The sequence below is a fragment of the Streptomyces sp. URMC 124 genome (assembly GCF_051386455.1).
In the GTDB taxonomy this organism is placed as follows: Bacteria; Actinomycetota; Actinomycetes; order Streptomycetales; family Streptomycetaceae; genus Streptomyces.
Window position 1 is genome coordinate 1 of record NZ_JBPQTS010000366.1, and the last position, 424, is coordinate 424.

The following is a 424-nucleotide window of genomic DNA, read 5'->3' on the forward strand; positions in this document are numbered from 1 at the left end:
TGCTCGGCCTTGAACGGCATGCCGCTGACCTGGGTGTACGAGCGGACGTCGACCAGATAGCGGGCCCGCAGCAGCGAGGCGAGCTGGCCCAAGTTCATCTCCGGCACGATCACCTTGTCGTACGTGGCCAGCACCTCGCCCAGGTTCGGAGGGAAGGGGTTGAGGTGCCGCAGATGGGCCTGGGCAACGGGTACGCCTTCCCTGCGCAGGCGGCGGACGGCGGCGGTGATGGGGCCGTAGGTCGAGCCCCAGCCCAGGACGAGGGTGGAAGCGTCGTCCGGGTCGTCCACGTCCAGTGCGGGGACGGTGATGCCGTCGGTTTTGGCTTGGCGGGTGCGGACCATGAGGTCGTGGTTGGCGGGGTCGTAGGAGATGTTGCCGGTGCCGTCCTGTTTCTCGATGCCGCCGATGCGGTGTTCCAGGC

At 68.2% G+C, this 424-nt stretch carries 1 pseudogene; it reads right to left on the reverse strand.

Going from position 1 to position 424, the window contains the following annotated elements:
* Nucleotides 1–424 (reverse strand): annotated as a pseudogene (locus tag ACSNOG_RS32970) (2-oxoacid:acceptor oxidoreductase subunit alpha); the annotation flags it as partial.